Consider the following 24,952-nt stretch of genomic DNA (forward strand, 5'->3'; position numbering starts at 1 on the left):
CCGGCGCGCAATACGCTCTTTCAGGGATAGTGAAATCGCTTGCTTGGCAAAGGCGTGCGCACTCCGCTATCGAAGCGGCATGCTTCTACAACAGGATACGCTCGCACTGATCGGCAACACCCCTATGGTGCGGCTGAAAGGGCCATCAGAGGCCACAGGTTGCGACATTTTCGCTAAATGCGAGTTCGCCAATCCCGGCGCATCGGTAAAGGACCGCGCCGCGCTTTTCATCGTCAATGATGCGGAGGAAAAGGGGCTGCTCAAGCCCGGCGGGATCATCGTTGAGGGGACGGCGGGCAATACCGGCATCGGTCTGGCCCTGGTCGCCAACGCCAAGGGCTATCGCGCAGTCATCGTCATGCCGGAAACGCAGAGCCGGGAGAAGATGGACACGTTGCGCGCGCTGGGCGCGGAACTGGTGACGGTGCCTGCCGCGCCCTATTCGAACCCCGGTCATTTCGTCCATACATCCCGCCGGATCGCCGAGGAGACGGAAGGTGCGATCTGGGCTAACCAGTTTGACAATATCGCCAACCGCAAGGCGCACATCGTCGGCACGGCCGAGGAAATCTGGGCGCAGATGGACGGGCGGATCGATGGCTTCACCTGTTCCGCAGGCACTGGCGGCACAATCGCCGGGGTCGGCATGGGTTTGAAGGCGAAGGATGAGAATATCACCATTGCCCTGACCGACCCGCATGGCGCGGCGCTGTACGCTTATTACGCGCATGGCGAACTCAAGTCGGAAGGCGAATCCGTGGCGGAGGGCATCGGCCAGGGCCGGATTACCGCCAATCTTGAAGGCGCGCCCATCGACACCCAGTTCCGCATTTCCGACGCCGAGGGGCTGGAATGGGTCCGCCGCCTGCTGTCGGAGGAGGGGCTTTGCCTGGGCCTGTCATCCGGCATAAATGTTGCTGGCGCGGTGGCGCTGGCGCGGCAAGTCGGGCCGGGCAAGCGCATTGTGACGATCCTGTGCGATACGGGCTTCCGCTATCTGTCGACTCTCTACAATCGCGAATGGCTGAAATCCAAGGGGTTGACGGTGTTCCCCTGGCTGGCGCAGAATGGTTGACCTCTAACGGGTCGTAGAGCGCAGAAAAAAGGGACCAGCTATGGTCGACAGTCCTCGCAAGCAGGAGGGTCTGCAACGTGTGCAGATCGGCCTGACCGGGCTGGCCGGTGTTGTGCTCCTTGTGGGGCTGGCCAATATCGTCATTGAAAAGGCGCGCATCGACGAGCGCGCAGCGCCGCCGCCGGTCGTTCCAACGCTCAATAATGGCGCGGATGTCAATGCGGTGCAGCCGGAAGACCCGCTGGCCAGGCTGGGGGTGGCGCCATCGGCGGATCCTGGCGCGGCGCAGGTTGTGCCGGACCTGCAGCCTGACCCCAATCTGCGCAAACCGATGGATCGCGACCCCCAGCAGCAGCCCTGAGGCGCGAACGCAATGCGCTCTGCGGCATGGTCCGGCGCGACCATATTCCTTGCGATTCTTGCGAGCCTGATCGGCGGACTCGCCTTGGGCGGGCCGCTATCGACTGGGCAGGCTGACCCGTTTTTCTGGGTCAAGGCGCAGGCGATATGCATGATGGCCTTGGCCGCCCTTGTCCGCTGGAGGCGAAAACAGGGATCGGGAGCACCGGTATTCCCGTGGCAGATGTGCGCTGGAGCCGGTTCCTTATCCGCAATCGCCCTGTTTTGCGGCGTATCGGCGTCGACCCTGTTGCTGTCAGCCATGCTTGGCCTGCTGGCGATCACCGTCCTGGCGCTTTCCGCCATTTGGTTTCTTCCCCGGCTGAAGGGCTTTGCCTGCCTGTTGCTGCTCATTGGCGGTGTGGCCGGCGCAGATATGTGGGTGAACAGACCCGCTCCCAAATCGCCATCCAGGCCGGAGCTTGCGATTCTTTCGGCCCTGCCGATCTTCGGACCTGCAGGCGCGTTGATGGGAAAGCATGCGCCACTCATTGATCGTCTGGCGCTTGATTTCACGATAAGGCCGGTTGATTCCTTGACGGCCGCGCCTTTGCGGCAGGGCGAACGGTTGCTTGTCGCGCAGCCCAGGGCTTTGCCGCCAGCCGATCTGGCCTTCATTGATGCATGGGTGCGCGGGGGAGGGACGGCGGTCATTCTTGCCGACCCCCTGCTTCTTTGGCCAATGGCATTGCCGCCCGGCGATCGCCGCCGTCCTCCGGTGACCAGCCTGCTCGACCCCCTCCTGTCGCATTGGGGCCTGGAACTTTTGCCATCGGAAGGGCGGGAGGTCGAAAGGCGGTTCCTTTCCGGGGGTGCGCTGTTGCCGATCGCCGGTGCGTCGTCGTTCAAGACCACGGGTAGCTGCCGTCTTGCAGAGCAGGGCCTTTTTGCTTTGTGCCGTATCGGCAAGGGGAAGGTGCGCCTGATCGCTGACGCCGATATGGCGGACGACCGGCTGTGGCTTGCCGATCCTGACCATCCCTTGTCCCCAGCGTCGCTTTCCGGCGATACGCCTGGTTTGTTGAGCGATTGGCTGCGCGATCCCATGTCTTCCCGGCCGATCCCGCCGTCGAGACCCTGGATCGGCAATGATGCGGCGATGATTGCGGCAATGCGCTGGGCTTTGCTGGCTGGGATGGCCTGGGCAATTCTGGGTGCGGGAGTCGTTTTCGTCCGGGAAAAGCCGGGACGGCATGGAAAATGACGAAAAATCTACGACAAAAGTCTGGGAGTGCCGGAACGAATTAAGAACAATTACTTCAAGCCATCTATGGAAACCCATCAAAACCAAGGAAAACCCGATCTGAACAAAGATTCCCAGCTCCACCCAAGATTTCCCCTTCCATCCCGATGCTTCCCTTGGTATTCATGCTGTTACTGGGGCAGTTCAAGCCGATGCGATTCCTGTGAACGGAGCGACGTAGCGCATGCGTTTCTCCGGGCGGGAAGGCTTTGCCCCGAAGGCAAAGGGCGGACTGTCGAAGGGTGTCGGGCGTTAATCTCTTTTCGGGCAATGCCTTCAGCGTCGCGGACAGCAAAGGCCGCTTCGTATTGCCTCTCGACATGCGCAAGATGGTCAAGGCCGCCAGCGGCGGCGACAATCGCCTTTGCATCGATCTCCTCGAAAAACATCGCTGCGCCAAGGGTTTCGGCACATCTCACAAGGCGGAGATGGAGGACGAGATCGTCAAGAATGCGGAGGCCGCCCGCAATCGCGGTGATGCCTATGACGCAGACACTGCCCGCGAACTGGCCTTCTCGTCGCTGGAGGAGCTGAACTTCGATGATGGCGGCCGTTTCTTTCCGCCTGCCGACATCAAAGAGTTTTGCGGGATCGACGACGCCATCATGTTCCTGGGCGTTGGCCGCTTCATCCAGATGTGGAAGCCCGAAGCCTATCTGGAATATCCCGCCGCCCGCGAAGTCATAAAAGCGCGCGTCGTCAAATTCCTTGCCGAGCGGGAGGCCGTCGGAAAATGACCGCGCCCGCTCCCCATATTCCTGTCCTGCTCGATGAAGTGCTCGACGCCCTCGCCATTGCCCCCGGCGAAGTCCATGTTGACGGCACTTTTGGCGCTGGCGGCTACAGCAAGGCGATGGCCGCCAAGGGCGCGCGCGTCTTTGCTTTTGACCGCGATCCTGATGCGATTGCCGCCGGTCAAACGGTCGTTGCGGTGAGTGATGGTGCCATCACCCTGATCGAAGGCGAATTTTCCCGTATGGAAACTTTGCTGGCTGATGCGGGGGTGCGGAAGGCGTCGGGCGTGACGCTGGATATCGGCGTGTCCTCCATGCAGCTTGATCAGGCCGATCGCGGTTTCTCCTTTCAGGCGGATGGACCGTTGGACATGCGGATGAGCCGCGCGGGGACCAGCGCCGCAGATTTCCTGAACACCGCGCCGGAGGAGGAGATTGCCGATGTCCTCTACCTTTATGGCGAGGAGCCGCGGTCGCGGCGGGTGGCGCGCGCGATCGTCGCGGCGCGCCCGCTGGAACGGACCGGCCAGCTTGCTACCGTGGTGCGCAAGGCGTTGGGCCACAAGCCCCATGACAAGAAGGACCCGGCCACCCGCAGTTTTCAGGCGATCCGTATCCATCTGAACCGGGAGCTGGAGGAGCTGGAGCGCGGGCTGGAGGCGGCGGAAGCGCTGCTGGAGGCTGGCGGACGGCTGGCGGTGGTCACATTCCACAGTCTTGAGGATCGGATAGTGAAGCAGTTTCTGCGTCGCCGCAGTGGCGCGGAATCCGGCGGTTCGCGCCATCGTCCCCAGCAGGAGGCGGCAGTCGCGCCGACTTTCGAGCGCCCGTCAAAGGCGATCCGGCCGGGTGATCGGGAACTGGCGGCCAATCCGCGCGCGCGGTCCGCGACTTTGCGCAGTGCGGTGCGGACGCAGGCCCCTGCCTGGGAAGGGGTGCGGTCATGATTGCGGTCAAGCGCCTTCAAAGCGTGTTGTGGGTGATGCTGGTGACGCTTGGCGCTTTGTGCGCCTATCTGGTGTCCCTGCGGGTTGGGGCAGAGCAGAATGAACTCGCCCGCGTGCGCGCGCAGATCGCATCGACCAAGGGGGAAATCCGCTATCTGGAAACGGAATTCGGCGCGCGATCCAGCCTCCGGCAGCTTGAGCGCTGGAACCAGGAGGATTTCCGTTATTCCGCGCCGACAGCGCAGCAATATCTGAATGGTGAGCGCGCGCTGGCCAATCTGGATGGGGTGGAGCCTAATGGGCCGGTCTATGTCGCGCCGCCGGTAATGGTTGCGATGGCCGATGCGCAGGAGGAACTGCAGGCGGCTAAGCCGACCGCGCCGGCCAGTCCCGCGCCGGCGCAGATCCGCACCGATGCCGCGACTCGCGCTCCTGCGCAAACTCGCGCTCCGGCAACCGCGCGCGCGCCAGAAATCAGCGTGATCAAGGTGGCCCAGGCGGCCGACCGGGTGGAAAAGCTGCCCACGCCCAAGAAGAAACTGAAGCTTGATCTGGGCGACAAGCCGGAAACGACGCCTACGGCTCGTAATGCCGCGCGCGTGGCCATGCTCGATGCGAAGCTGCTCGATGACAGCACACTCGGCGATCTTACGGCCAAGGCGGCCCGCGAACGCAAGAAGGGAGCGCGCTGATGGCCACGATCGTCGTCAGGTCGGATAGGCCAGCGCCCAGTAGCGGGCGGGTCAATGTCACGGCGCTTGCCCATCAGCGGTTGATGCTCCTGCTCGTGCTGTTCATTGCGATTACGGGGCTGATTGGATTGCGGCTCTGCTGGATGGGCGTGGTTTCCGGCGGCCGCGACGGCAATATCGGTTCCGCCTCGCTGCCGCCCCGCGCGGACATCGTCGACCGCAACGGTTTCCCGCTGGCGCGCACGATGGATGCTTATTCCATCGCGATTCAGCCCAAAAAGCTGATTGGCGACCGCGACGAGCTTGCCCGGAAGCTGGCGGAGATATTCCCCGACGAGCATTATGATGTCCTGTTGGCGAAGCTTTCCGGCAAGCGCTGGACCTATCTGCGCCGCCGCGCCTTGCCAGAGCAGGTGGCGGCGGTGAACGCGCTGGGCGAACCGGGCATCGAGTTCCCGCGCGAGAAGGAGCGCATCTATCCCCAGCGCACATTGGCCGCCCATGTGCTGGGCTTCGCGCCGGTCGATGGCGTAGGCGGCATGGGTGCTGAGGCCGCTTTCAATGACCGCCTTATCGACCCAGCGCGCCGGGGTGAGCCGTTTATGCTGTCCATCGACGGCCGCGTCCAGGCGGCGCTGGAAAGCGAGCTTTACGCGCAGATGATGCAGCAGCAGGCGCGCGGCGCGGCGGGCATAATTCTGGACGCGAATACCGGCGAGGTCATTGCAATGGCGTCCCTGCCGGTGTTCGACCCGAACAAGCTTGGCAAGGACGATCGCGGCCGGGGCAATGACGTGGTGCAGTCGCGCTATGAGCTTGGTTCCACCTTCAAGCCTATTTCCATCGCCGCAGCAATGGATGCGGGCGTCGTGACGTCCATGAGCAAGCGCTATGACGCAACCGCGCCGCTGCAGGTCGGCGGCTTCAAGATCAAGGATGACCATCCGCTCAAGCGCTGGCTGAACGTGCCGGAAACGCTGGTGCACAGCTCCAACATCGCCACGGCGCGGATTGCCGACGAAATGGGGCCGGGGCCGATCCAGAAAATCTATCGTGAGCTGGAGTTTGACCGCCGCCCGACCATCGAACTGCATGAACGCGCCCGCACCCTGTGGCCGGTCAATTGGGGACGGATCACGACGATGACCGTTTCCTATGGCCATGGCATCGCTGTGACCCCGCTGCATCTCGCCAGCGCCTATGCAGCGCTGGTCAATGGCGGCATGTGGCGTCCGGCGACCCTGCAGAAAATCAAGCCTGGCCAAGCGCCCGAAGGTCGCCGCGTATTCTCCGCCGCGACCAGCGCGCGCATGCGGCAACTGTTGCGCATGATCGTCTCGGCCGGTACAGGCAGGAGCGCCGATGCCAAAGGTTATCGTGTGGGCGGGAAAACCGGCTCGGCGGAAAAGCCCTTCGAGGGCGGATATGCTCATACCTCACTTGTGACGACCTTTGCCGCAGCCTTTCCCATGGACAATCCGAAATATGTCGTGCTCGCGATGATGGACGAGCCAAAGGGAAGCCCGGAAACCTTCGGCCTGCGCACGGCCGCGTGGACCGCCGCGCCGGTCGTCAAGCGCGTGATTGAGCGTACGGGACCGATGCTGGGCGTGATTCCCGATGAGCGGCGCGACGTGGATATTTCCGAGCTGATGCCGCTGCTGTGGAAGGCTCCGGGGGAAAGCGACAAGGAATGAAGCTGTCCGATCTTGCCTCCGTTGACTCCGATGCCCAGGTCACTGGCTTTGCGATTGACAATCGCAAGGTTGCGCCCGGAACGATTTTCGGCGCGTTTCAGGGCCTTAGGGTCAATGGCGAAGATTTTATCGCTGACGCCGTGGCAGCCGGAGCGGTTGCTGTCGTTGCCCGCCCGGAGGCAAAGGTCGAGGGTGCGGTGCACATTGCCGACGCCAATCCCCGCCGCCTGTTCGCGCAGATAGCCGCGCGTTTCTTTTCGCCTTTTCCCGATGTGACGGTCGCGGTCACGGGCACCAACGGCAAGACTTCCACTGTGGAACTGACGCGCCAGTTGTGGCGGATGATGGGCGAGAAGTCGGCGTCGATCGGGACGCTTGGCGTCACCACATCGGTCGATCAGGTATCCACGGGGCTTACCACGCCCGATATCGTTACATTTTTGTCGAACATGTCCGGGTTGCGCCGCGAGGGCATTACCCATGCGGCGTTCGAGGCGTCGAGCCACGGTCTTGCGCAGTACCGGACCGAGGGTCTTCCTGTGCTGGCGGGCGCCTTCACCAATCTCAGCCGTGACCATCTCGACTATCATGGCGACATGGACAGCTATTTCGACGCCAAGATGCGCCTGTTCGATGAAGTGGTCGCCAGTGATGGCGCGGCCGTCGTCTGGGCGGATGACGAATGGTCGGACAAGGTCAAGGAACGCGTTGCGAGGCGGGGGCTTCGCCTGCTGAGTGTCGGCGTGCGGGGAGAGGCTTTGCGCCTCACAAACCGGACGCCGACCCAGCTTGGACAGACGCTGATCGTTGAAGGCGATGGCGGAACCCATAAGATCAATCTGCCGCTGATCGGCGCTTATCAGGCGGCGAATGCGCTGACTGCGGCTGGCCTGGTCATTGCAACGGGCGGCGAGACGAAGAAGGTTCTGGAACTGCTTGGCCGGGTCCAGCCGGTGCGCGGGCGGCTGGAGCGGGCGGTCATCACCAAGACGGGCGCGCCGGTCTATGTCGATTATGCCCATACGCCGGACGGTCTGCGCGCCGCGATAGAGGCTTTGCGCCCGCACACCAAGGGTCGGCTGATCACCTTGTTCGGCGCTGGTGGAGACAGGGACGCAGGCAAGCGCCCGCAAATGGGCAAAGTCGCTGTAGACCTGTCCGATCATGTCATCGTGACGGACGATAATCCGCGGTCGGAGGAACCGTCATCCATCCGCTCCGCCATCATGGCTGGTGCACAGGGCGCGCATGAGATTGGCGGCCGCCGCCCGGCCATCGCGGCGGCGATCGCCATGGCGGGCGCGGACGACATCGTTCTGCTGGCGGGCAAGGGGCATGAGCAGGGGCAGATCATCGGCGACCGCGTGTTACCGTTCGACGATGTGACCGTAGCGCGGGAATGTGCGACATGATGCCGCTATGGACCTCCGAAGAAATTGCGAAGGCGACGGGCGGTGAAGCGTCCGCCGCCTTTGACGTTGCAGGCGTCGCGTTCGACAGCCGCGAGATCGGACCCGGCGACCTGTTCGTCGCGCTTAAGGGCGAACATGCCGACGGGCATGATTTTGTCGGGAAGGCCTTTGCTGCGGGTGCGGCTGGCGCGATTGTCAGCACGCCCATCGACCAGCCGCATGTGCTGGTCGCCGACACGATGATTGCGCTGGAGGATCTGGCGAGGGCGTCGCGGCAGCGGTCTTCGGCCAAGATCGTGGGCGTGACGGGGTCGGTCGGTAAAACCGGCACCAAGGAAGCGCTTTTCGCCGCGCTGGACCGGGCCAATCCGGGCAAGGTGCACCGATCGGTCAAGAGCTATAATAATCATGTCGGGGTTCCGCTGAGCCTTGCGCGAATGCCGCGCGATGCGACGTTCGGCGTGTTCGAGATGGGCATGAACCATTCGGGCGAGCTGTCTGTCCTCACCCGCCTGGTGCGGCCGCATATTGCGGTGATCACCGCAATCGCGCCCGCCCATATCGAATTTTTCGGCAGCGAAGCGGCAATAGCTGAGGCCAAGGCCGAGATTTTCGAAGGGCTGGAGCCTAAGGGCGTCGCCATCATTCCTTTTGACAGCCCGCATCTCTCGGCGTTGCGCATGCGGGCTGCGCGCTACACGGGGCGCATCATGACGTTCGGCATCGGCAAGGGCGCGGATGTCAGGGCCGTGGAGATGGTTCCCGCCAGCAATGGCGGAACCTTGATCACCGCACGCTTCCCCGAAGCGGAACTGTGCTGCACCATCGCGCCGCCAGGTGAGCATTGGGTGTCCAATGCGCTTGCCGTGTTGGGAGTCGTTGAGGCGCTGGGCGGCGATCTGGCGGCGGCCGGACTTGCATTGGCCGAAATGGCGGGCCTTCCCGGTCGCGGCGCGCGGGCGATTGTGCCGGTCGAGGGCGGCGAGGCGCTGCTGATCGACGAGAGCTACAACGCCAACCCGCTGTCGATGACGGCGACGCTCAACCAGTTGGGCAAGGAACGCGCCGCGCGCCGCATCGCTGTTCTGGGCGCGATGAAGGAACTGGGCACGCGCAGCGCGGAACTGCACGCGCGCCTTGCCGAGCCAATTGCGGCGGGCAAGATCGACTATGCCATCCTGGTGGGCGCCGAAATGGCGCCGCTCGCCGATGCGCTGGACGACATATCCCACGCGCATGTCGCCGATGCGAAGGCCGCTACCGATCTTCTCGAAGCGGAAATGCGGGCGGGCGACGCCATTCTGGTCAAGGGTTCCAATAGTGTCGGCCTGTCACGGCTGGTGGCTGCGGTGACGGGTGGAGATAAGGACTGATGCTGTATTGGCTGGCGCAGACGCTGGATTTCCATGGGATATTCAATCTTGTCCGCTATCTGAGTTTCCGGGCTGGCGCGGCGATCGCCACGGCGCTCATCATCGGGCTGATCATCGGCCCGCGCTTCATCGGCTGGCTCCGCGTCCGGCAGGGTAAGGGCCAGCCGATTCGCGACGACGGTCCCCAGAGTCACCTCACCAAGCGCGGCACCCCGACCATGGGCGGCCTGATGATCCTGACATCAGTGATTGTGTCGGTTCTGCTCTGGATGAATCTGGCGTCGATCTACGTCTGGGCGTGCATCTTTGTGACGCTTGGTTTCGGCGCGATCGGCTTCCTGGACGACTATGACAAGGTGACGAAAGCGAGCCATAAGGGCTTGTCGGGAAAGCTGCGCCTGCTGTGTGAATTCGTCATCGCCGGGGTCGCTGCATGGCTGATCGTCGGGCAGAATGGCACGGCGCTCTATGTCCCATTCTGGAACGGTCCTGCGATCGACCTTGGACCCTTCTATTTCCTGTTCGCCGCCTTCGTTATCGTTTCCTTCGGCAATGCGGTGAACCTGACGGACGGTCTCGACGGCCTCGCGACCATGCCTGTCATCATCGCCTGCATGGCCTTCATGGCGATCGTTTATCTGGTGGGACGCGCGGACTACGCCAATTATCTGGGCATTCCGCATGTGCCGGGCGCGGGGGATCTGACGATATTGTGCGGGGCGATCATAGGCGCGGGCCTGGCCTTCCTCTGGTTCAACGCGCCGCCTGCCGCCGTGTTCATGGGAGATACCGGGAGCCTGGCCCTGGGCGGTGCGATCGGCGTCATCGCGGTGTCGGCGCATCATGAAATCGTCCTGGGGGTGATTGGCGGGCTGTTCGTGGTTGAGGCGCTTTCCGTCATCATCCAGGTGTTCTTCTACAAGCGGACGGGCAAACGCGTGTTCCGCATGGCGCCCATCCATCATCATTTCGAGCAGCTTGGCTGGTCCGAGCCGACCGTCGTCATCCGCTTCTGGATCGTGGCGTTCGTTCTGGCGCTTGCCGGTCTTGCGACGCTCAAGCTGCGGTGATCGTCTCCGAAGCCTTTGCGGGAAAGACCTATGCCGTGCTTGGGCTCGCCCGGTCCGGACTGGCGACGGTGGAGACGCTGGCCGCCAGCGGCGCGCGGGTGGTCGCCTGGGATGCGCGGGAGGAAGCGCGGGAGGCTGTTCGTGACAAGGCCGAGCTGGCCGATCCGCTGGAGATCGACCTAACCGGGTTCGACGGCATCGTGGTTTCGCCGGGCGTACCGCTTAACCGGCATCCTATCGCCCAGAAGGCTCGGGCGGCCGGCGTGCCAATCATCGGCGATATCGAACTGTTCGCGCTGGCCCGGCCGACCCTGCCGCCGCACAAGGTGGTCGGCATTACCGGCACCAACGGCAAGTCGACGACCACCGCATTGATCCACCATATCGTCGAGCAGGCGGGTTTCCCGGCCCGGATGGGCGGCAATATCGGCCTGCCGATCCTGGGGCAAGAGCCGCTGGAGCCGAACCTGAAGGGCGTCGGCATCTATGTGCTGGAGCTTTCCAGCTATCAGATCGACCTGACCCACAGCCTCGATTGCGATGTCGCGGTGCTGCTCAACATCACGCCCGACCATCTCGACCGTTATGATGGTTTCCCCGGATATGTCGCGTCGAAGGCGCGCCTTTTCGCTATGCAGACGCCGGGGCACGCCGCCGTGATCGCTACGGACGATGAGCCGAGCCTGGGCATCGCCGCGAAGGCGGTGGCGCAGCTTCGCACCGTGTCGGCCGCCAACATCCTGCCCATGGAGCAGGCCACCTGGCCCGCCCTGCAAGGTCCGCATAATGCGCAGAATGTCGCAGTCGCCATTGCCGTGGCCGATGCGCTGGATATTTCCCGCGACGATACGCTTCCTGCGCTCGCAACCTATGCCAGCCTGCCCCACCGGATGCAGCGCGTCGGCGAGGTTGGCGGCGTTCTCTATGTCAATGACAGCAAGGCGACCAATCCGGCATCGACGGCGCCTGCGCTTGCCGCCTATCCGGCGGTTGGAGGGCGTCCGCGCATCCACTGGATCGTCGGCGGCCTGGCCAAGACCGACAATCTGGACGAGTGCGCCCCCCAGTTCGGCAATATCAAACATGCCTATACGATCGGGGAGGCGGGGCACATGTTTGCGGACATCCTGCGCCCGCATATGCCCGTGGACGATTCGGAAATGCTGCTGACCGCGGTGAGACGGGCTGCGCGCGTGGCCGAGCCGGGCGATATCGTGCTGCTGTCGCCCGCCTGTGCGTCATTCGACCAATTTCGCGACTTTGAGGCGCGCGGTGACGCCTTTGCGGCCGCTGTCGCGGCGTTGGGCTGAAAGGGGGCGGGCCGTGCAGGGGGATCGATTGGGCATCGACCGGTTCAGGCCGGCGAAGATCGCCAAGGGTTTTGGCGGCAGGACCGTGCCGCGTGAACGGACGGCGCTCGCCATCTGGTTCTGGGAGATTGATCGCGTCCTGCTATCGCTGATCGTCGCGCTGATCGCGATCGGTCTTGTCGCCGTCGCCGCTGCGTCGCCTGTGGCGGCCATCGACCGGTCGACTGACGCCGTTTCCGTAACGCCGCTCATCTATTTCTATCGCCAGCTCATGTGGGTGGCGATCGGCCTGCCAGTCATGCTGGTCGTATCGATGCTGCCACGCACGCAGGCGCGCAGGCTTGCCCTGATTGCGGCGGTGATATTCTTCGTGGCGCTGATGCTCGTCCCGGTGCTGGGTGAGGTCAAGAATGGCGCAAAACGGTGGATTCACCTGCCGGGCATGCGGTTCCAGCCTTCGGAATTTCTGAAGCCCGCCTATGTCGTATCGATTGCGTGGCTCCTGTCACTGCGGGCAAAAGACAAGACGCTTCCGGTTATTCCGCTAAGTTTCGGGGTGACGGCGATGATCGCATTGCTGCTCATGCGGCAACCGGATTTCGGGCAGACTGTGGTGTTCTGCGCCTGCTGGGCGGCGTTGCTGCTGCTGTCGGGCGTAGCGATGCGTTATATCGGGCTGCTGTGCGGCGCTGCGCTGGGCCTGTTTGTGCTGACCTATATGTTTTATGAAAATGGGCGGCAGCGTATCAATGACTTTCTGGGCATCGGTCACGATCCGATGACCGGACCGGATCAGGCGGATCTGGCGCACCGGACGATCACCAATGGCGGATTCACCGGCGTTGGGCCTGGCGGCGGCCAGGCGAAATTCCATCTGCCCGAAGCGCATACCGACTATATCTTCTCCGTGATCGGCGAGGAATTCGGGCTGTTGGCCTGTATCGCGATCGCCTGTGTCTATCTCGCGATTGTTGTCCGCGTGCTGCTGCGGCTGCTCGATGAGGAGGATAGCTTCACCATTCTCGCCGCTGCGGGCCTGACGACCGAATTCGGATTGCAGGCGATTATCAATATGGGCGTCAACGCGCAGATATTTCCGTCGAAAGGCATGACGCTGCCCTTTATCAGCTATGGTGGCTCCTCTATGCTGGCGCTCTGTTTCGGGGTCGGCCTGCTTCTCGCCTTCACGCGGCGAAATCCATTCATGGACCGCACCCCAGTCGTCAAATGGAGCGGTCGATGAGTATTTCCCGTCATTTTGTTCTCGCTGCTGGCGGTACCGGGGGACATATGGTCCCGGCGCATGCCGTGGCGGAGGAACTGATCGCGCGGGGGCACAGGGTAGCGCTGGTCACTGACGAGCGCGGCGCGAAGATTCCCAACCTGTTCAAGAATGCGCAGGTGCATGTGTTGCCGGCCGGCCGCCTGACGGGCAATCCGCGTGGCTGGGTCAAGGGGATCAAGGCGATCCTGGAGGGCAGGGCGATGGCCCGACGTCTCTATGAGACGTTCGAACCCACGGCAGTTGTCGGCTTTGGCGGCTATCCGGCGCTGCCCGCGCTTCTGGCGGCATTGAAGGACGGCATTCCGACGGCGGTGCATGAGCAGAACGCCGTGCTTGGCCGCGTCAATCGTCTGCTGGCGCGCAAGGTTAGCGCCATCGCGACTGCCTATCCCGTGGTGGAAAGACTGCCGGATCGCTTTGCCGAGAAGGTGCATCTGGTCGGTAACCCGGTCCGCGAGGAAGTGCTGGCCCTGCGTGACGAGGAATTTCCGGCGCTGACCGATGAAAGCGTGTTCCGGGTTCTCGTGACCGGCGGCAGCCAGGGTGCAACCGTTCTGTCCAGCGTGGTGCCAAGCGGTCTTGCGTTGCTCCCGCTAAGCCTGCGCCGCCGCTTGCAGGTCACCCAGCAGTGCCGGGAGGAGGATATCGAGAAGGTCCGCGCCACCTATGCCGAGATGGAGATTCCGGCGGATCTGTCGACCTATATCAGCGACATGCCGGAAAAGCTGAGCTGGGCGCATCTCGTCATCGGGCGCGCGGGCGCATCGACGCTGGCGGAGCTGACCACGGCTGGCCGCCCCGCAATCCTGGTGCCGCTGCCGAGTGCGATGGATGATCATCAAACTGCCAATGTCCGGGAAATGGTTGCTTGCGGCGGCGCACGGTCAATCCCGCAATCGCAGTTCACGCCCGTCGAACTGGCCAAGCAAATGCAGAAAATGGCGATGGAGCCGGGCGCCATGCAGAACGCCGCGCGGCGCGCGCGCTCCTGCGGGCGGCCCAACGCTGCGCGCGACATGGCCGATCTCCTCGAAAGCATTGGATATGCGCCCATAATGAACGACCCGCTTCCCGTTTCCTCGCCCATGCCCACCAGCCTGAACCTGCAGGGTGTTCCGGCATGAAGGGTGTTGCGACCGACATCGGCACGATTCACTTTATTGGCATTGGCGGCATCGGCATGTCCGGCATCGCCGAGGTGATGCATAATCTGGGCTACAAGGTGCAAGGCTCCGACGTGGCTGAGGGCTATGTCGTTGAGGGGCTGCGCAAGAAGGGCATCACGGTGATGATCGGCCACAAGGCCGAGAATCTGGGCGACGCCGCGGTGGTCGTCACGTCGACCGCAATCAAGCGCGGCAACCCGGAGGTGGAGCTGGCGCTGGAAAAACGGGTGCCGGTGGTTCGCCGGGCAGAGATGCTGGCCGAACTGATGCGCCTGAAATCCACGGTCGCCGTGGCGGGAACGCATGGAAAGACCACTACGACGTCGATGGTTGCCGCGCTGCTGGACGCGGGGGGCATTGACCCGACGGTCATCAATGGCGGTATCATCAACAGCTATGGCTCCAACGCTCGCCTGGGCGCGAGCGACTGGATGGTGGTGGAAGCTGACGAGAGCGATGGCAGCTTCCTGCGGCTCGATGGCACGATTGCAGTCGTCACCAATATCGATCCCGAACATCTCGACCATTATGGCGACTTTGACGCGGTGAAGGACGCCTTCGTCGAGTTTGTCGAGAATGTGCCCTTCTACGGCGCGGCGATCCTCTGCCTTGATCATCCTGAGGTGCAGGCGATCCTGCCGCGTGTTCAGGACCGGCGGATTGTCACCTACGGCTTTTCGGCGCAGGCCGACATCAGGGGCGAGAATGTTCAGCCTGTGCCGGGCGGCAACCGCTTCGATGTGCAGATCAGGGAGCGGGACGGGTCGATCCGCAGGATTGAAGGCATAGAGATGCCGATGCCGGGCCGCCATAATGTGCTGAACGCCATGGCGGCGATCGGCGTGGCGTTGCAGATGGGGATTGACGATCGCACCATCCAGACGGGCTTCGCCAAGTTTGGCGGCGTGAAGCGGCGTTTCACAAAGGTCGGCGAAATCCCGGTGAGCGGCGGCGTGGCGACCGTCATCGACGATTATGGGCATCATCCCGTGGAAATCCGGGCTGTGCTGGCCGCGGCGCGCGAGGGCGCGAAGGGCAGGGTGATCGCAGTTGTCCAGCCGCATCGCTACACGCGGCTGCGCGACCTGATGGATGAGTTCCAGCAAGCCTTCAATGACGCTGATATCGTCTATGCCGCGCCGGTCTATCCGGCTGGCGAACAGCCGATAGAGGGCGTGGACAGCGCTGCGCTGGTGGCTGGCCTCAAAGGGCGCGGTCATCGGGCTGCATCGACCATTGAGGGAGCGGATGCGCTGGCGGGCGCGTTGGCGGCGGATTTGCAGCCGGACGACATGATCATCTGCCTTGGCGCGGGCGACATTACCAAATGGGCGGCCGCCCTGGCGGGAGAAGTTGCCGGAAAGGCGAAGGTCGCGGCCTGATGATCGAGTTCATCGACCTTGGCCTGGAAATGCAGAAGCGCGTGATCGAGGCGCATGAAAAGAGCCTCGACGCGGCCAAGAAATCTATGGATGGCGCGAAGGCGGCGGTGGCCATGCAACAGGCCATGGCCGACGCGACCAAGGCGAATATGGATATGTGGAGCAAGTGGCTGTCGCTGTGGGGGCTGCGCAAATGACGGTGCTGGAGGCTGCTCTCCCGTCGGTTCGCGGGCGCCTGACCGCGCAGGCGCCTTTGGCTCCGCTCGTCTGGTTCAAGGCGGGCGGTGCGGCGCAATGGCTGTTCGAGCCGAAGGATGTGGACGATCTTGCCGGGTTTCTGCGCGATCTTGATCCGGCAATACCGGTGATGGCGCTTGGTCTCGGATCGAACCTGATTGTCCGCGACGGCGGCGTTCCGGGCGTCATCGTGCGTCTTGGCAAGGCATTCGCCAAGGTGGAGGCTGTTGATGAGACGGCGCTCTATTGCGGCGGCGGCGCTTCGGGCATTCTCGTATCGTCCACTGCCCGCGATGCGGGGATAGGCGGACTGGAGTTTCTCCGCTCGATTCCGGGCACTGTCGGCGGTTTCGTGCGGATGAACGGTGGCGCCTATGGCCGCGAAACATGCGATATATTGGTGGATTGCGAGGCCGTGCTGCGATCGGGTGAACGGGTGAGCCTGACGCGCGACCAACTCGGCTATACCTACCGGCACAGCGCATTGCCGGAGGGCGCGGTGGTCGTGGGCGCGACTTTTCGTGGGCATAGGGCTGATCCGGCCGCCATTCAGGCGGAGATGGACCGGATCGCCAGCGCGCGCGAGGAAAGCCAGCCGCTGCGCAGCAAGACCGGCGGATCGACATTCAAGAATCCCGAAGGACATAAGGCCTGGCAACTGGTTGACGAGGCGGGGTGCCGGGGATTGAAGATCGGCGACGCGCAGGTTTCGGAAAAGCACACCAACTTCCTGCTCAATCTGGGCAGTGCGAGCAGCGCTGACATCGAGGCGCTGGGCGAGGAAGTACGGCGGCGGGTGAAAGAGAAAAGCGGCGTGACGCTTGAATGGGAAATACAGCGCATAGGGGTGGACAAGTGAGGGGGCCTTGGCATGTCGCCGTCCTGATGGGCGGCTGGTCGGCGGAGCGGCCGGTTTCGCTGATGAGCGGCGAAGGCGTCGCCAAGGCGCTGGAAGGGCGCGGGCACAAGGTCACGCGCATCGACATGGACCGTGACATCCCCATGAAGATTGCCGAAGCCCGGCCGGACATCGTATTTAATGCGCTTCATGGCGTTCCGGGCGAAGACGGCACCGTGCAGGGGCTTATGGACCTGATGGGCGTCAAATATACCCATTCCGGCCTTGCGACCTCCGTTATCGCGATCGACAAGCAGTTGACCAAGCAGGCGCTGGTTCCTCACGGTATACCGATGCCCGGCGGCCAGGTGGTAGAGAGCGCTGCGCTGTTCGAACGCGACCCGCTGCCGCGCCCTTATGTGGTGAAGCCGGTCAATGAGGGCAGCTCGGTCGGCGTGGCCATCGTCACGGAACAGGGCAATTACGGATCGCCGATCGGCCGGGATGTCGAGGGGCCGTGGCAGCATTTCACCGAACTGCTGGCGGAACCGTATATCAGGGGCCGGGAACTGACCACGGCCGTTCTGGGCGAAGAAGCCCTGCTGGTCACGGAATTGCGCCCGAAAAGCGGCTTTTACGATTTCGATTCCAAATATACCGATGGGCTTACGGAGCATATCTGCCCCGCCGACATTCCTGATGACATTGCAGAACAGTGCAAGGCGATCGCCCTGCGCGCGCACCAGTTGCTTGGTTGCAAGGGCACCTCGCGGTCCGATTTCCGGTGGGATGACACGCAGGGGGTCGAGGGCCTGTTCCTGCTGGAAGTCAACACCCAGCCGGGCATGACGCCGCTCAGCCTTGTGCCGGAACAAGCGGCGAAATTGGGCATCGATTATGCCGAACTGGTCGAACGTATCGTCGAGGAGGCGCTATGAGTGACGCACGGATAAGACGTGGCAGCACCAGCCGGCTTTCGCCGCCCCGGCGCAAGAGCGGGACGAAGGTTACGTCGCGGCGCGGCGGCCGGACCCTGAAGCGGCAGAGTTTCGCGGATCGCATCATTTCGGCCATCCCGGTCAGCGAGGCGACGATGCAGCGCATGGCGACATGGGGCATTGTCGGCGCAGTGATAGTCGCGGCTGTCGGCGGCGCGGGCTATTTCGGGTTGCCCGGCATGATGCGGATGGAATTTGCGCAGGCCGCCGCTCATGCTGGGTTCGAGGTCGACAAGGTTGAGGTGCGCGGCGTTGAGCGCATGGACGAACTGCAAGTCTATAATATCGCGCTGGGCCAGGTCGACCGGTCCATGGTCAATGTCGACCTGCCGAAGCTGCGCGGCGATCTGATGAAGCTGGGCTGGGTCAAGGATGCGCGCGTGTCTCGCCGCCTGCCCGATACGCTGGTGGTCGATATTGTCGAGCGTCAGCCGGTGGCGGTGTGGCAGCATGGCGGCAATCTGGCCCTGATCGATGTCACTGGCGCGGTGTTGCAGCCAGTGTCGCAGCAGACCATGCCTGATCTTCCGCTGGTGGTGGGGCCAAGCGCCAATCTGCAGACGGCGAACCTTGGCAAGTTGATGGATGCGGCGCCCGCGCTCAAGCCCATGCTGGCCGGCGCGACCTGGGTTGGCGATCGCCGCTGGGACCTGCGGTTCCAGTCGGGCGAAACCCTCTCTCTGCCAGAGGGAGAAAAACCGGCATCCGCTGCGTTGTTGAACTTCGCGCGGCTGGATGGCGTCAACCATCTGCTGGGTCGCGGGATTGTGCGTTTCGATATGCGCGATCCCTCGAAATTTGTGCTGAGATTGCCCAAGGATCGCGGACCCAAGCCGGAAGAAAAGACGGAGACGAAGGCGGCTGAGGCCGCCTCCAAAGACGGGGAGGTCTGAAGGCCATGCCGCCGCCCAAGGTCGAGAAAGTCATCACTGCGGTCGATATCGGATCGTGGAAGGTCTCAGCGCTTATCGCTGGCAAGACCGATACGGGCGAACTCGTCATCCTGGGTACGGGGCAACGAGAGAGCCGGGGGGTGAGGCGCGGCTTCATCGTCGACATGGAACGCACGGAGATGGCCGTGCGGGAAACCGTCGAGCAGGCCGAGCGGGTCGCCGGCATGAACATCGAGGATGTCTGGGTCAGCTTCTCCGGCGGAAGCCTGGTGAGCGATGTGGTGACGGTGGAGCGGGAGCTTGGCGGCATCCGTGTCGAGCAGGGCGACATTGACGATTTGCTGCATACCGGACGGCAGAGCATCGATCCTGACGGCCGCGTCGTCCTGCACGCGCAGCCGACCTGTTTCAGCGTGAACGGATCGGATGGGGTCAAGCGGCCCCTGGGCATGCACGCCGACCGGCTGGGCGTAGACATCCATGTGGTGCTGGCCGATGGCGCGCCGCTCGCCAATCTGGAGATGTGCGTGCGTGGCGCCTATCTGGACGTCAACGCTATTGTCGCAGCGCCCATCGCCACCGGCTTTGCCTGCCTTTCGGAGGAGGAGCGGGATCTGGGCGTGGCGCTGGTCGAGATTGGCGCAGGTGTGACAAATATCTCGCTTTATGCGGGAGGGATGCTCGTCGGCCTGCACAGCATTCCCATTGGCGCGGCCGACATCACCGACGACATCGCCTCCGCTTTCGGCATCCGGCGGAGCCAGGCCGAACGTATGAAGTGCTTCTATGGCTCGGCGATGCAGTCGCGCCGCGACTTTCGCGACATGATCGAGATCGCCCCGGTGGCCAGTGACGGGGAAAGTTCCGATAGCGGCCGCATTACCCGCGCGGCGCTGGTCGGTGTGATTTGTGAGCGGCTCAATCAACTGATGGCGGAAGTGAACGCATCGCTGAAGGGCATGGGTTTCCACAGTCCCGTCGGGCGGCAGGTCGTCCTGACCGGCGGCGGGGCCGAGATGAAGGGTATTGCCGACTATGCCCAGACGGCGCTCGGCCGTGCGGTGCGCATCGGCCGTCCGCGCGGTCTTGCAGCCTTGCCGGAGGCGCATAGCGGACCGGCATTCACGACCCTTGTGGGTCTGGCGCTTTATGGCGCCAGCAATCCGGTTGACTTGCGCAGCATGGCGCCTGCCGCGCAAACCGTGCATCGGCTGGGCGTTCCGCTATGGTGGCAGCGCATGTTGCGCGCGCTGAAGGCGAATTATTAGATGTTGCCAAGTCGAGAGGGCGCCAAAGGTTAAAAAAGGTGATGAATTGCCTTAACAACTGGTGCATGAAGTCCTTTGTGACGGTTCCGCTTCGCCGCAAAGAAGCTTAGGGAGCGAAAAGTATGAGCATCGATATCGGCCCGCCCCATGTGGATGAGCTAAAGCCGCGCATCGCGGTCATCGGCGTTGGGGGCGCCGGTGGAAACGCCATCGCCAACATGATCGCCGCGGCCGTGGAGGGCGTCGATTTCATTGTCGCCAACACCGATGCGCAGGCGCTGAACGCTTCGCCTGCCGAACGGCGCATTCAGCTTGGCCCGCACATTACCGAGGGTCTGGGCGCGGGATCGCGGCCGGAAATCGGCCGCGCTGCGGCGGAGGAGACCATCTCTACCGTCGATGAGGCGCTGCAGGGCGCGCATATGTGCTTCATTGCCGCGGGCATGGGCGGCGGCACCGGCACAGGCGCTGCTCCTGTCATCGCGAAGGCGGCGCGGGAGAAGGGCATCCTGACCGTTGGCGTCGTGACCAAGCCGTTCACCTTCGAAGGCTCCCGCCGCGCCCGCTCCGCAGAAGCGGGCATTGAAGAGCTGCAGAAGCATGTCGATACGCTGATCGTCATCCCGAACCAGAACCTGTTCCTGATCGCGAACCCGAACACCACCTTCAAAGAAGCCTTCCAGATGGCCGACGAGGTGCTGCAGCAGGGCGTTCGCGGCATCACCGACCTGATGGTCATGCCGGGCCTCATCAACCTGGACTTTGCCGACGTCCGCTCCGTGATGAGCGAGATGGGCAAGGCAATGATGGGCACGGGCGAGGCGGAAGGCGACGGCCGCGCTCTGCAGGCCGCCGAAAAGGCGATCGCCAATCCGCTGCTCGACGGCGTGTCGATGCGCGGGGCCAAGGGCGTCATCGTGTCGATTACCGGCGGCGAGGACATGCGCCTGATGGAGGTCGACGAGGCCGCCAACCATATCCGTGAGCTGGTGGACCCCGATGCGAACATCATCTGGGGTTCGGCGTTCAATGACGATCTGAATGGCAAGATCCGCGTTTCCGTGGTCGCCACCGGCATCGACAATGAAGCCTCGGCGAAGGCTGCACCGGCCAGCCAGCCGTTCACCTTCGCCAATCGTCCGACGGTGGTGACGCCAGCCGCTCCGGCGCCAGCGCCCGCCGCCGAGCCGGTAACGCTGGAGCCGCCGGTTGCGGAAACCGCAGAGGAGCCGGAAGCGAAAGCCGAACCCGAAACCGCACAGGCCGCGCCCGAACCGCCCGCGCCGCCGGCGCCCTTTGCGCCGCCGCGTCCTGTTCCAGTGATTTCGGACTTCGATGACCAGGAGGATGAGTTGATCCTGGGCGCGGAAAGCGCGGAACCCGCTCCGGCGGAACCGGAGCGTCCGGCTCCCGCCGCGCCGCGTGTCGCAGTTGCTGGCGGAACGCTGTTCGAGCGTATGTCCGGCCTGTCACGCGGCATTGGCAAGACGGCCGATGATGAGGCGGATGAGAATAAGGGCGGACTGGATATTCCTCGCTTCTTGAACCGCCAGAACAACCAGTAGGGCGTTTCGTCGCATCGACGATCGCGATACATTTCCCATTCACGCAGCCGCTTGCTAGAGCGGCTGCGTGATTGCTTTCAGACACGCGACTCTCGCCGCCGCTTTCCTCTTCGCCAGCCTTGGGGCAGGCCAGCCTCACCGCGCCGCCGCGCAGGACCAGACGGTGTCGCAACTCGACCTGCAGCGCCCGCAGGACGTCAATACATTGAACGGCCATCTTGCGCGGCTCGCGGAAAATCCGCGCGATGTCACGGCGCTGATCGGTGCTGGCGAAGCGGCGCTGGCGCTGGATGACGCGCGCGCGGCGACGGGCTTCCTTGCTCGCGCCAATGAGATCAGCCCGAATAACGGGCGGATCAAGGCAGGGCTTGGCCATGCCATGCTCGACATGCAGAATCCTGGCGAAGCGCTCAAACTCTTTGGCGAAGCGTCCCGTCTGGGCTTTCCCGACACGGGGTTTCTTTCGGATCGCGGCCTTGCGCGCGACCTGACGGGGGATACGGCGGGCGCGCAGAAGGACTATCAGGCGGCCTTGCGGGCCGCGCCGGAGGATGCGGAACTGATCCGCCGCTATGCCGTGTCGCTCGGCATATCCGGTCAACTCGATGCATCGGAGAAGGTCTTGAAGCCCTTGCTCTATAAGGGCGACCGTGGTGCATGGCGGGACCGGGCCTTCATATTGGCGATGAACGGCAAACGGGACGAGGCGCGGGATATTGCGGGCAGGACAATGCCCGCCAGGCTTGCCGTGGCAATTCAGCCCTATCTGGACAGGATGCAGGCATTGACCCCGGCGCAGCGCGCGGCGGCCGTGCAGTTTGGCAATTTCCCCTCGGAAGTCAGGATGGCGGCGGTGCAGCCGCAGCAGCCGGTCGTCCAGCCTGTTGCGCCGCAGACGCCGGTGGCGGAGACTGCCGCGGATCAGCGTGCCGCGCGAAAGGCGGAAAAGCGCAAGCAACAGGAGGCGAGGAAGGCCGCCGAAGCCGCAGCGCGGACTGCTGCGGCAGCGCCAAGGCAGCCGCAAAAGACAGCGATCGCCGCTGCAACGCCTGCCGCGTCCCCATCCGCCCGGATCGAGCCGCAACCGGTTCCGCCTGCGCCGCCGCCAATGGCTCCGAATCCCGCGCCGCCGCTGGTCGCAAAAGCGCCAGACCCCGCCCCGCAAGCGCAGCCCACTCCGCAAGCGCAGCCCACCCCGCAAGCGCAGCCCGCGCAGCAACTGGCGGCCGCCGATACACCCCGGCCTATCCAGGGACCGCCCGCGCCCGAACCTGCACTGGTGTCCGCCACGCCGACAGTAGCGTCGGAGAGTCGCACGCCTGCGCCGCCACCGCCCGCATCATCGCCGCCGCCCGCACCGCCGACGCAGATTACGGCGCGGACGCTGGCCGACATCATGCGTGAATTGCAGGTTCCCGATACGGAAAAGCAGGCGAATGCGGAGGCGGTTAACCTTGCCGAGCTGGAAATGATCCAGCAGCAGCGCAAGACCGCCAAAGCTGTGGCGGCCGAAAAGGCGCGCGCTGACGCAACCGCCAAGGCGAAAGCGGCCGCCGACGCAAAGGCCAAGGCGGAGGCCGCGGAAAAAGCCAGACTGGCCAAAAACCCTTCCCGCAACTGGGTGCAGGTCGGCACGGGGCGCAATCTGTCCGCACTCGCCTTTACGATGAAGGGGCTGCGCAAGAAATATGAGTCGCTTGCCGCGAAGGACGCCTGGACGGCATCATGGGGACAGACCAACCGGCTGATCGTCGGGCCGTTCGGCAGTTTCGACAAGGCGAAGGAATATGAGGAGCGGCTGAAAAAAGCGGGCGCGGATGCGTTCGCCTGGCGCAGCGACGCGGGCGAGGCCGTGGACAAGCTGGCCAACTGACAGGCGCGCAATGGCCGGCCCGCTCGACGCATCCGGTCAACTCGGCTAGGGCGCGGGCATGAGTCAGACCCTTGCGCCCTATGCCTGTCAGCCGGAACGGACGCGTGGGCGTCTGCATGCCGAACCGGGCGGCGAAACGCGGGGGCCGCGGGATGCCTTCCAGCGTGACAGGGACCGGATCATCCATTCGATCGCCTTCCGAAGGTTGCGGCACAAGACCCAGGTCTTTGTCGCGCCGGATGGCGACCATTATCGCGTCCGCCTGACCCATAGCCTGGAGGTGGCGCAGATCGGGCGCACCATCGCGCGGGCGCTTGGGCTTAACGAGGATCTGACCGAGGCGCTGTGCCTGGCCCATGACATCGGTCATCCGCCGTTCGGGCATGCCGGAGAAGATGCGCTGGAAGCGGCGATGGAGGGGCAGGGCGGGTTCGACCATAATGCCCATACGCTGCGCGTGCTGATGCTGCTGGAATCGCCCTATCCGCGTTGGCCGGGGCTGAACCTGACGTGGGATATGCTGGAGGGGCTGGCCAAGCATAATGGACCTGTCGCCAATCCGGGATGGGCGATGCGGGAACTGGATGCTCTGTTCCCGCTGGAACTCGGCCACTGGCCCAGCCTGGAGGCGCAGGTGGCAGCGATCTCCGACGATATCGCCTATGACAATCATGATATCGATGACGGGTTGCGGGCGGGATTGCTGACGCTCGACCAGATATTGGAAGTCCCGATGGTTGCGGCGTGCTGGGACAGGGTCCGGGCGCGTCATCCCGGCGTCGCGCCCGAACGGCTGCTCCGGGAACTGGTGCGGGACCAGATTGGCGGGATGGTCAATGACGTCATAGAAACCACGCGCCAGGCGATAATGGACGCGGGCGTGCGGGACGTGGCCGATGTGCGCAGCGCGGGGATGGCATTGTCGGGATTCTCGCCCGGCCTCGCCGAGGATGAGCGCGTGCTGAAGCGCTTCATGTACGCGACGCTCTATCATCATCCCGAACAGCTTGCCGCGGCGGAAAAGGCCCGGCGCATAGTCAGCGATCTGTTTGCCGCCTACCGCTCCGACCCCGGCCTGATGACCGAAAACTGGTCCGGTCAGTGCAGCGTGGCGGAACCGGCGCGCAGCCGCCATATCGCCGATTACATCGCCGGGATGACCGACCGTTTCGCGCAGAAGCGGCATGAGGAGATTTTCGGCAGGGCGATCGCCGACACGGTGGATTGACGCCGCGAAGTCTTTGCGCGATGCAGCAAGAGTCTCCGGTTCGAGGATTCGATCCGGTCATGACGCGGGAGAGCGTAGCGGGGCCTCGGCCTTGCTGCCGCCGAAGGAGCAACCGCCCCGGAATCTCTCAGGCCCGAAGGACCGCGTCATGGGCAGGCACTCTGGAAAGCGGGCGGCCGCAAGACCGCCCCACCGAAGGGGTAAGCTGTGTGGAATGTTCCACCGGTCAAAGCTCTCAGGTTTCCGTGACAGAGGGGGTGATGGCGC

At 63.8% G+C, this 24,952-nt stretch carries 22 protein-coding genes and 1 riboswitch; all 22 genes read left to right on the forward strand.

The features are described 5' to 3' along the window. Positions 1-79 precede the first annotated feature (79 nt). The 22 genes from BHQ40_RS09700 to BHQ40_RS09805 all read left to right on the forward strand — a co-directional run bounded on the left by BHQ40_RS09700 (position 80) and on the right by BHQ40_RS09805 (position 24,685). Positions 80-1,075, forward strand: coding sequence for a cysteine synthase A (locus tag BHQ40_RS09700; protein WP_070155314.1), 996 nt, complete (start codon positions 80-82; stop codon positions 1,073-1,075). Positions 1,076-1,115: 40 nt separating this feature from the next. After that, positions 1,116-1,436, forward strand: a complete 321-nt coding sequence (locus BHQ40_RS09705; RefSeq protein WP_070155317.1) for a hypothetical protein — start codon at positions 1,116-1,118, stop codon at positions 1,434-1,436. A 12-nt stretch (positions 1,437-1,448) separates the two neighbouring features. Beyond that, the gene (locus BHQ40_RS09710) at positions 1,449-2,678 is read left to right on the forward strand and encodes a Gldg family protein (protein ID WP_070155319.1); all 1,230 of its coding nucleotides are present in this window, start codon (positions 1,449-1,451) and stop codon (positions 2,676-2,678) included. Between the two features lie 281 nt (positions 2,679-2,959). Continuing rightward, positions 2,960-3,454, forward strand: coding sequence for a division/cell wall cluster transcriptional repressor MraZ (locus tag BHQ40_RS09715; protein ID WP_070155321.1), 495 nt, complete (start codon positions 2,960-2,962; stop codon positions 3,452-3,454). Then, positions 3,451-4,398, forward strand: coding sequence for a 16S rRNA (cytosine(1402)-N(4))-methyltransferase RsmH (gene rsmH / locus BHQ40_RS09720; protein WP_070155323.1), 948 nt, complete (start codon positions 3,451-3,453; stop codon positions 4,396-4,398). Before BHQ40_RS09715 ends, rsmH begins: the two co-directional genes overlap by 4 nt. Next, on the forward strand, positions 4,395-5,090 hold the full coding sequence (locus tag BHQ40_RS09725; RefSeq protein ID WP_070155325.1) for a colicin transporter: 696 nt from the start codon (positions 4,395-4,397) through the stop codon (positions 5,088-5,090). Before rsmH ends, BHQ40_RS09725 begins: the two co-directional genes overlap by 4 nt. Continuing rightward, positions 5,090-6,787: a peptidoglycan D,D-transpeptidase FtsI family protein gene (locus tag BHQ40_RS09730; RefSeq protein ID WP_070155327.1), complete on the forward strand. Its 1,698-nt coding sequence runs from the start codon at positions 5,090-5,092 to the stop codon at positions 6,785-6,787. Before BHQ40_RS09725 ends, BHQ40_RS09730 begins: the two co-directional genes overlap by 1 nt. Further along, entirely contained in the window at positions 6,784-8,199 is a 1,416-nt protein-coding gene (locus tag BHQ40_RS09735; RefSeq protein ID WP_070155329.1) for a UDP-N-acetylmuramoyl-L-alanyl-D-glutamate--2,6-diaminopimelate ligase, read from the forward strand. The genes BHQ40_RS09730 and BHQ40_RS09735 overlap by 4 nt, the downstream gene beginning before the upstream one ends. Then, complete coding sequence (locus tag BHQ40_RS09740; protein ID WP_070155331.1) at positions 8,196-9,572, forward strand: UDP-N-acetylmuramoyl-tripeptide--D-alanyl-D-alanine ligase; 1,377 nt, start codon at positions 8,196-8,198, stop codon at positions 9,570-9,572. The genes BHQ40_RS09735 and BHQ40_RS09740 overlap by 4 nt, the downstream gene beginning before the upstream one ends. Beyond that, positions 9,572-10,642, forward strand: a complete 1,071-nt coding sequence (mraY, locus tag BHQ40_RS09745; protein ID WP_070155333.1) for a phospho-N-acetylmuramoyl-pentapeptide-transferase — start codon at positions 9,572-9,574, stop codon at positions 10,640-10,642. The genes BHQ40_RS09740 and mraY overlap by 1 nt, the downstream gene beginning before the upstream one ends. Continuing rightward, positions 10,639-11,952, forward strand: a complete 1,314-nt coding sequence (gene murD / locus BHQ40_RS09750) for a UDP-N-acetylmuramoyl-L-alanine--D-glutamate ligase (protein WP_070155335.1) — start codon at positions 10,639-10,641, stop codon at positions 11,950-11,952. Before mraY ends, murD begins: the two co-directional genes overlap by 4 nt. A gap of 13 nt (positions 11,953-11,965) precedes the next feature. Then, on the forward strand, positions 11,966-13,195 hold the full coding sequence (locus tag BHQ40_RS09755) for an FtsW/RodA/SpoVE family cell cycle protein (protein ID WP_425516626.1): 1,230 nt from the start codon (positions 11,966-11,968) through the stop codon (positions 13,193-13,195). Then, positions 13,192-14,361: an undecaprenyldiphospho-muramoylpentapeptide beta-N-acetylglucosaminyltransferase gene (murG, locus tag BHQ40_RS09760; protein ID WP_070155337.1), complete on the forward strand. Its 1,170-nt coding sequence runs from the start codon at positions 13,192-13,194 to the stop codon at positions 14,359-14,361. The genes BHQ40_RS09755 and murG overlap by 4 nt, the downstream gene beginning before the upstream one ends. Further along, positions 14,358-15,785 carry a UDP-N-acetylmuramate--L-alanine ligase gene (murC, locus tag BHQ40_RS09765; protein ID WP_070155339.1) on the forward strand — a complete coding sequence of 476 codons (1,428 nt, stop codon included), beginning with the start codon at positions 14,358-14,360 and terminating at the stop codon, positions 15,783-15,785. Before murG ends, murC begins: the two co-directional genes overlap by 4 nt. After that, positions 15,785-15,982 (forward strand): hypothetical protein, encoded by a 198-nt coding sequence (locus BHQ40_RS09770; protein WP_070155341.1) that lies wholly within the window; start codon positions 15,785-15,787, stop codon positions 15,980-15,982. The genes murC and BHQ40_RS09770 overlap by 1 nt, the downstream gene beginning before the upstream one ends. Then, positions 15,979-16,881 carry a UDP-N-acetylmuramate dehydrogenase gene (gene murB, locus BHQ40_RS09775; RefSeq protein WP_070155343.1) on the forward strand — a complete coding sequence of 301 codons (903 nt, stop codon included), beginning with the start codon at positions 15,979-15,981 and terminating at the stop codon, positions 16,879-16,881. The genes BHQ40_RS09770 and murB overlap by 4 nt, the downstream gene beginning before the upstream one ends. Further along, positions 16,848-17,798: a D-alanine--D-alanine ligase gene (locus BHQ40_RS09780; RefSeq protein WP_070155345.1), complete on the forward strand. Its 951-nt coding sequence runs from the start codon at positions 16,848-16,850 to the stop codon at positions 17,796-17,798. The genes murB and BHQ40_RS09780 overlap by 34 nt, the downstream gene beginning before the upstream one ends. Then, positions 17,795-18,751, forward strand: coding sequence for a cell division protein FtsQ/DivIB (locus BHQ40_RS09785; protein ID WP_070155347.1), 957 nt, complete (start codon positions 17,795-17,797; stop codon positions 18,749-18,751). The genes BHQ40_RS09780 and BHQ40_RS09785 overlap by 4 nt, the downstream gene beginning before the upstream one ends. 5 nt (positions 18,752-18,756) lie before the next feature. Continuing rightward, entirely contained in the window at positions 18,757-20,019 is a 1,263-nt protein-coding gene (gene ftsA, locus BHQ40_RS09790) for a cell division protein FtsA (RefSeq protein ID WP_070155349.1), read from the forward strand. A 122-nt stretch (positions 20,020-20,141) separates the two neighbouring features. After that, positions 20,142-21,584: a cell division protein FtsZ gene (ftsZ, locus tag BHQ40_RS09795; RefSeq protein ID WP_070155351.1), complete on the forward strand. Its 1,443-nt coding sequence runs from the start codon at positions 20,142-20,144 to the stop codon at positions 21,582-21,584. A 67-nt stretch (positions 21,585-21,651) separates the two neighbouring features. Continuing rightward, a complete protein-coding gene (locus BHQ40_RS09800) occupies positions 21,652-23,457 on the forward strand; it encodes an SPOR domain-containing protein (RefSeq protein WP_253183310.1) in 1,806 nt (601 codons plus the stop codon). 58 nt (positions 23,458-23,515) lie between these two features. After that, positions 23,516-24,685 (forward strand): deoxyguanosinetriphosphate triphosphohydrolase, encoded by a 1,170-nt coding sequence (locus tag BHQ40_RS09805; protein WP_070155353.1) that lies wholly within the window; start codon positions 23,516-23,518, stop codon positions 24,683-24,685. 55 nt (positions 24,686-24,740) lie between these two features. Next, positions 24,741-24,839: riboswitch (glycine riboswitch) on the forward strand. Positions 24,840-24,952 lie beyond the last annotated feature (113 nt).

It is taken from the genome of Sphingobium phenoxybenzoativorans (assembly GCF_001757355.1).
GTDB lineage: Bacteria > Pseudomonadota > Alphaproteobacteria > Sphingomonadales > Sphingomonadaceae > Sphingobium > Sphingobium phenoxybenzoativorans.